Annotated in this window: 8 protein-coding genes; 3 read left to right on the top strand and 5 right to left on the bottom strand. The window is 58.0% G+C overall.

Annotation, left to right across the window (positions count from 1 at the left end; all coding sequences use genetic code 11):
- Together C9413_RS26650 and C9413_RS26645 are read right to left on the bottom strand one after the other, a co-directional pair.
- On the bottom strand, nt 1-732 hold a 732-nt coding region (locus C9413_RS26650; protein ID WP_170251130.1), incomplete at its 3' end, for a Rieske 2Fe-2S domain-containing protein.
- 131 nt (nt 733-863) lie between these two features.
- Nucleotides 864-1412, bottom strand: coding sequence for a hypothetical protein (locus C9413_RS26645; RefSeq protein WP_170251129.1), 549 nt, complete (start codon nt 1410-1412; stop codon nt 864-866).
- 173 nt (nt 1413-1585) lie between these two features.
- Here C9413_RS26645 and C9413_RS26640 point away from each other — a divergent pair, with 173 nt between their 5' ends.
- Nucleotides 1586-2437, top strand: a complete 852-nt coding sequence (locus C9413_RS26640) for a LysR family transcriptional regulator (protein ID WP_040114881.1) — start codon at nt 1586-1588, stop codon at nt 2435-2437.
- On the opposite strand, the gene C9413_RS26635 is transcribed toward C9413_RS26640, so the two are convergent.
- From C9413_RS26635 to C9413_RS26625, 3 genes are all read right to left on the bottom strand, one after another.
- The gene (locus tag C9413_RS26635) at nt 2434-3234 is read right to left on the bottom strand and encodes an ATP-binding protein (protein ID WP_170251128.1); all 801 of its coding nucleotides are present in this window, start codon (nt 3232-3234) and stop codon (nt 2434-2436) included. The genes C9413_RS26640 and C9413_RS26635 overlap by 4 nt on opposite strands.
- A gap of 107 nt (nt 3235-3341) precedes the next feature.
- Nucleotides 3342-3869: a plastocyanin/azurin family copper-binding protein gene (locus C9413_RS26630; RefSeq protein WP_040114880.1), complete on the bottom strand. Its 528-nt coding sequence runs from the start codon at nt 3867-3869 to the stop codon at nt 3342-3344.
- A complete protein-coding gene (locus C9413_RS26625) occupies nt 3866-4279 on the bottom strand; it encodes a DUF5602 domain-containing protein (protein ID WP_040114879.1) in 414 nt (137 codons plus the stop codon). The genes C9413_RS26630 and C9413_RS26625 overlap by 4 nt, the downstream gene beginning before the upstream one ends.
- Nucleotides 4280-4790: 511 nt before the next feature.
- Here C9413_RS26625 and C9413_RS26620 point away from each other — a divergent pair.
- On the top strand, nt 4791-5294 hold the full coding sequence (locus tag C9413_RS26620; protein ID WP_040114878.1) for a PTS sugar transporter subunit IIA: 504 nt from the start codon (nt 4791-4793) through the stop codon (nt 5292-5294).
- Nucleotides 5291-5691 (top strand): nucleoside diphosphate kinase regulator (gene rnk / locus C9413_RS26615; RefSeq protein ID WP_348648806.1); only part of this gene is annotated, 401 nt, incomplete at its 3' end. The genes C9413_RS26620 and rnk, both read left to right, overlap by 4 nt.

Below are 5691 nucleotides of genomic sequence, written 5' to 3'. Positions count from 1 at the left end.
TGTGTTGTCTAATTGTGACGCGCCCCCAAGGCTCTCCACTAGGTCGCTCGTCGGCAGCGTCAGAGGTGTATAAGAGCCAGCCTCACGGGTGTGCGGATCGATGCGAACCGCTTGCGTACCGAGACGGAGGTCAATCTGGTTTTTCGAATAGTAGCTCTCTCCGCGCAGTGGGAGCCAGTCCTCCGGCGCCTTACCGGCCAGGTAGTCCTTTGAAAGGTTCGGCCGGTCGACAGGCGGCGCTTCGTCGTCGCTGAGCATGACAATGCTCCCAGCATACTGCTCGCGCCGCAGCCTCTCGGCCGCGGCAAAGCCGGCCGCACCGCCGCCGACGATGACGATCTTCCCCGGCATTGCTTCCGCAGACGGCTCGCGTGTTGTTGGTTCTGCACGCTTGCGCTTTCCGACCACGAAGATCTTGCCGTCGCGTTGCTCCACCGACCAGCATGCCAGCGGCCTGAAAGCCGGTGCGCGCAGGGCCTCGCCAGTGCTCAAGTCGAAACATGCGTGATGCCAAGGGCAGCGAACGGTGTCGCCGGAGACCAGACCGTCGACGAGAGGACCGTTGTAGTGCGTACAATGTGCGTCCACGGCGAATATCTGCGGCCCGCGACGCATGAGCAGCACCTGCGCATCGCCGCAGTGGCCGACAAGCTTACTGCCGTCGGGAAGATCGGCAATCCCAATACCTCGCACCAAATCCGGACCAGTTGTGTTTGTGTGCTTAGGAGTCATTCGTCTTCTCCTTGGCTTCAGAGGGCTCCTTGGCGTGGCGAAGGGCGAACTCCGTTTCGCGCTGCCTTTGATCTCAATATTGCGCCTGCCTGTCGCCATCTCTGCCCGGCAGCTTGTTGTCATTGGACGCGTTACGCAAACGAATTTAATAGGTTGTTGCGTGCAATTTTATTGCCGGATGTGTCGTTCAAGCACCCATCAGCAAGAACCGCCTTGTGGCCCGGCGGTGAAGAAGACCAATGCGGCAGTTGACTATTGGGCGAAGGAACTGGCGCCAAGCACTCAATTGCGGAGATGGTCCGGGATACGACCGAGCCCGTTGGGAGGTATTTCACAGCCGATATTCCACGGGAATCCGGGAGCATCCCGACGTCTATCGATTGCACCACCTGGCGCTGAAAAGTCTCGTCACACTTGCTCACGGAGCGAACGACGCGATCCACAACGATACCGTCGTACTCGGGGAAATCTTGCTGGCGCATCGATAAAAGCCGCCTGTCGATAGCGCGAGTGTTTCCGGCGACTGGCGTGGATGTCGGTGGCGGCCACTCGATATGAGTTGTGCCGGTCGCGCAACTGGCTCGTTCGAAACTTTCGCCGCGGCGATAGACGAAGTATCTGCTGCCAACTGCGCCAAGCGTCGTGAGGAGGTCGCCCTCGCTCTTTTCTTTGAACGACATGGTTTGTCCTGTCACGCTGCGTATCAACGCTGCGCGGGCTTGAGCGAGTTCAGGCCACGACAACTGACGCTGTGCAGCACGGAGCGTTTGGAATTACCAAAGCTTACAGAGCGACCAGCATTTAGCAAACGAATTTGATTGACATTTGAGCGCAACGTTTATGCTATTCTTCAATGGACATTGAACTCGCCCGTACGTTCTTGGAAATAGTTTCAACGGGAAGTTTTATTCGCGCCGCTGAACGCTTGAATGTTGCCCAGACCACCGTCAGCGCGCGTATTCGCAACCTCGAGCAGCTGCTTGGCCGACCGCTCTTCGTTCGGAATAAGAGCGGAGCGTCTCTCACGCCGGCTGGCGAGCAGTTTCTGCGCCACGCACCGGCGTTCGTCCAGTTGTGGCAACGCACTCGTCAACAGGTCGCCGTGCCGGCAGGCCACCGAGCGGTGCTAACGATAGGCAGCGAAGTCACGCTTGCGCAACCACTCCTGCTGAACTGGGTCAGATGGATTCGTCATTGCCTTCCCGATATCGCGCTTCGCGTACATGTCGACGTGCCGCAGGACCTGATTAATCAGGTCGCTTCGGGGCTGGTTGATGTTGCGATCATGTATGCGCCCCAACATCGCCCCGGCCTCAAAATCGATCTCCTTATGGAAGAGAAGCTGGTGCTTGTGACAACCTATCGCGGAGCGGAGCGCCTCGAGGCGACGAACTACGTTTATATGGACTGGGGGCCGGATTTCGTGCTGCACCACGACATGAATTTCCCGGATGTCACACCCGACCTCTCGTTCGATCTCGGTCCCCTGGCGCTCAGCTATGTTCTTGCGAGCGGCGGCTCCGGATATTTCAGGATGAGCGCGGTGGAGCCGTATATTGCGGCGGGGCAGCTCCACCTAGTGCCCGAAATGCCGCAATTTTCCTACCCGGTTTACGCAGTGAGGTCTGCTAATGCTGACGAGAGCGTTGTTGGCCCCGCCCTGGTGGGGCTACGCGCCATCTGCGAGGGCAACATGGAGGCCTAAACGGCCTCTTCGGTCGATGGAAACAGAAGATCGACTGTGGTTCCGGTTCCTCGCTTACTGGCGATGCGTAGATGGCCGCCAACCAACTGTACAGTCGCGTATACCTGTGACAATCCCATTCCGGTGCCGTTTTCGCCCTTGGTCGTGAAGAATGGGTCCAGCACCTTTTGCAGAGTTTCCGACGGCATGCCGCAGCCGCGATCCTGAACGCGAAGGCGTGCATAGGTTTTCGGCGCCGGCTGGCCGGGCGCAGTATCCGCCTCGACAAGCCGCTCCGTTGCGATACAAATCTCACCGCCGCTTGGCATGGAATCGCGAGCGTTGAGGACAAGATTAAGGACGGCGGCGTCGAACAACGTCGGATCGACGAGACAACTCGGGATGTCGGAACCAAGTTCGAGCCTGACGCGGACGTGAGCGCCCGCGCCATATCTGAGGAAAGGCTCGAAAGAACGGACGAGCTCGTTCAAATCGCGCGCCTGGAGGTCGGGTTTCCTATCGCTTGCAAAGGCGAGCAACTGAGACGTCAGTTCGACGCCTCGATTGCCGGCTTCCCGCGTCGCGCCGATATCCGCGCGCACGCTTTCCGGCTGATCGGCCCTTCTTTCGGCCAGCCTCAAGCCGGATTCGATGACCGTCAGAAGGTTTCTGAAATCATGGGCAATACCGCCGGTCATCTCTCCCAGGATCGCAAGCCGATTTAGCGCGCGCTCGCGCTGTTGGGCCGCCTGTTCGCGGCCACCGCGCTCCGCCTGCGATTGCACCAAAATCTCATTCGAAAACGCCATCTCCGCCATGGCCATCCACCTCCTTGTTCACCGACGGCCGTCAGAAAACTCCGGCCGTCCGCATCGCTTTTTCCTATTCATTGTCAGCCAGACAACTGCCCAACCTGTCGGGCTCTCTAAACCTGGCGGACTATCCGCTTCGCCATTATTTCTTCGACAGTCGGGAACGCCTCGAGAGCCTCATCCGGGAGGCCGCGGCTTGCAGTGACCGGCTCCATCCAGCCGCCATGGGATTCTGGTTTGCCGACGATGATGCGACCGACCATTCCAGCGTGCTCGTGGGGAATGCAATAGTAGTCATAGACCCCTTGCTTGGTGAAGATAACTGAGAAGCTCTCGTCAGGCAGGAGATAGTCTGAAGCCCAGGATTTTGCCGCTTCAGGAATGCGGAGCGGTCTTCCGAAGTTTGCCGGATGATAGGCGGTGGTCGTATGGGAATTGCCGGGGTTGAGGTTGATCCAGCGGACCGTCTGACCGGGCTTGATCAGAACACCAATCGGATCGAACCAGACATGCGAGCCATCGGCGCGCCCCTGCATCCTAATTTCCACCACCTCTTGTGCCCACACATCTCGCCCGGACAAGGAAATGGCCGCGATGAGGCCACCGCCCCAGCCGAGCATGTGTCGTCGCGCGATAGTCATTTGGCGACGCTCGCTTCGTCGGCCGCTGTGACATGCCACAGCACCACATGGACATGCGGCTCTTCCACGCCCGGATGGCCGGCATTGTAATAGACGTCGACATGGTCGACGTTGCCGCCGGGCGCCGCAAGATCGGCGAATGACTTGTCCGGATTGAGATCCTTTGTCGGCAGCATATAGATCGTACTGACAAGCCTTCCGTCGTGATCATATGCGAGGAACGGACCGGCCGGCAGTGTCGCCGGATCGACGAAGAGTTGTCCCATTCCGGGCAGGAAGTCGGGCAACTTCACCAGCTTGCTGACCTGCTGATAAGGGGCGGCCGGTGGCGATTTTGCGACTTCCTGCGCCGCCATGGCACAAAGCGAGCCGGACAGTGTCAGAGCAGATACGAGGAGGAGTTTTTTCATGGCGGAAATCCTTTTTCGTTCAAACCCGCGTCGCCGAATTTCCGGCAATCGACGGGCTGCGCACGACCTGTCGCGTAGAGCCATTCAAGAGCTGATGGGAATATTAGTCCAACGAAATAAACTGGCATTTCAGTGCAGTATTTCTGCACCTTGTTTATATCCGTCGACATCATTAGAATACAGGCATTGTATGAGAAGGATTCATCTAATCGCCGGTCATTAGCCGGAGGTAGACTGAGCGCGCGATGGTAAATTCAACTGCGATCTCAGATTTTTGACTTCTCGCTTGATTTCAAATTATTTCTCCCCATGTTTTAGCCATCATGAATACTTTCATGCATCGGCGAGAGCCAGGACGCCTTAAAGCAGGCCTCTAACCCGGGCGCGAACTCCACTGACTTCGCGTCCGGGTCCGCAAGCACCGCAATTCAATGTGACACCGCTGCAGACGGAGTGCGAAGCTAAACGCACTTTGCACACTTGCGCGGCGTTTGGCTTAGAGGCGACCACGATGATTTTCAAACACCTGTCAGAAAAAGACGTTACACTTGACCTTGTGACAAAGGGAAAGCTCTCGGCGCTGTCCAAGATAGCGGTCAGGATTGCGCGACGAGCTGGGGTCGATGATCAGGTCGTCCTTCGGCGCCTTTGGAAGCGTGAAAGTGGCGGTGCAACAGGGATTGGCCGTGGCATCGCCGTCCCGCATGCCCTGTTCCCGTCGATCTCGTGTCCTGTTGCGTCGTTCACGCGATTAGCCGCTCCTATTAATTTCGGCAGCCCCGACGGCGATCCCGTCGATCTTGTTTTCACGCTGCTCTGGCCCCGATCTGCCACTGCCACCTTCCTGCCCGCGCTCGCCCAACTGTGCCGATTGGTTCGGGCGCCTCAGATCCACGAGGGACTCCGACTGGCACAGTCCTCTGACGAGGTGATGGCAATCCTTGACAATGACATTAAGGCAACGACCGAGCTCCCAATCTCGGACCGAGCCGCTGCCTTGGTGTCGCCCAGGTGAGCGAAAAAGGACGCGTAAGAAAAATGAAGGAATACAGCAAAAAACCACGAAAACCGTCAATCGTGATAGGAAAAACGGATCAAGAGCGATTGAACAACCTTGCCCTCGTCGCGGCCGAGCGCTTTCCCGAGATTTCCGATGGACTTTTGCTCGAGCTCGAACGCGCACGTGTGGTAGCCGACGTCTCGGTGCCTCGAAACGTCGTGCGCATGGGATCGACGGTAGAGTATGAGACGGATACCGGCGATGCGCGAAGGGTGACGCTTGTTTTCCCGAGAGACGCCGATATCTCTGAAGGAAAGATATCTATCCTCACTCCCATTGGGACTGCCCTTCTCGGCTTGGCCGCCGGTCAGGCGATGAACTGGGCCGCACGAGATGGCCGGCAGCACAAGTT

It is taken from the genome of Rhizobium sp. SEMIA 4085 (genome assembly GCF_013004495.1).
GTDB classification, from domain to species: Bacteria; Pseudomonadota; Alphaproteobacteria; order Rhizobiales; family Rhizobiaceae; genus Rhizobium; species Rhizobium gallicum.
The sequence above is the reverse complement of the archived record's forward strand: the minus strand, read 5'-3'. Positions and strand labels throughout refer to the sequence as shown.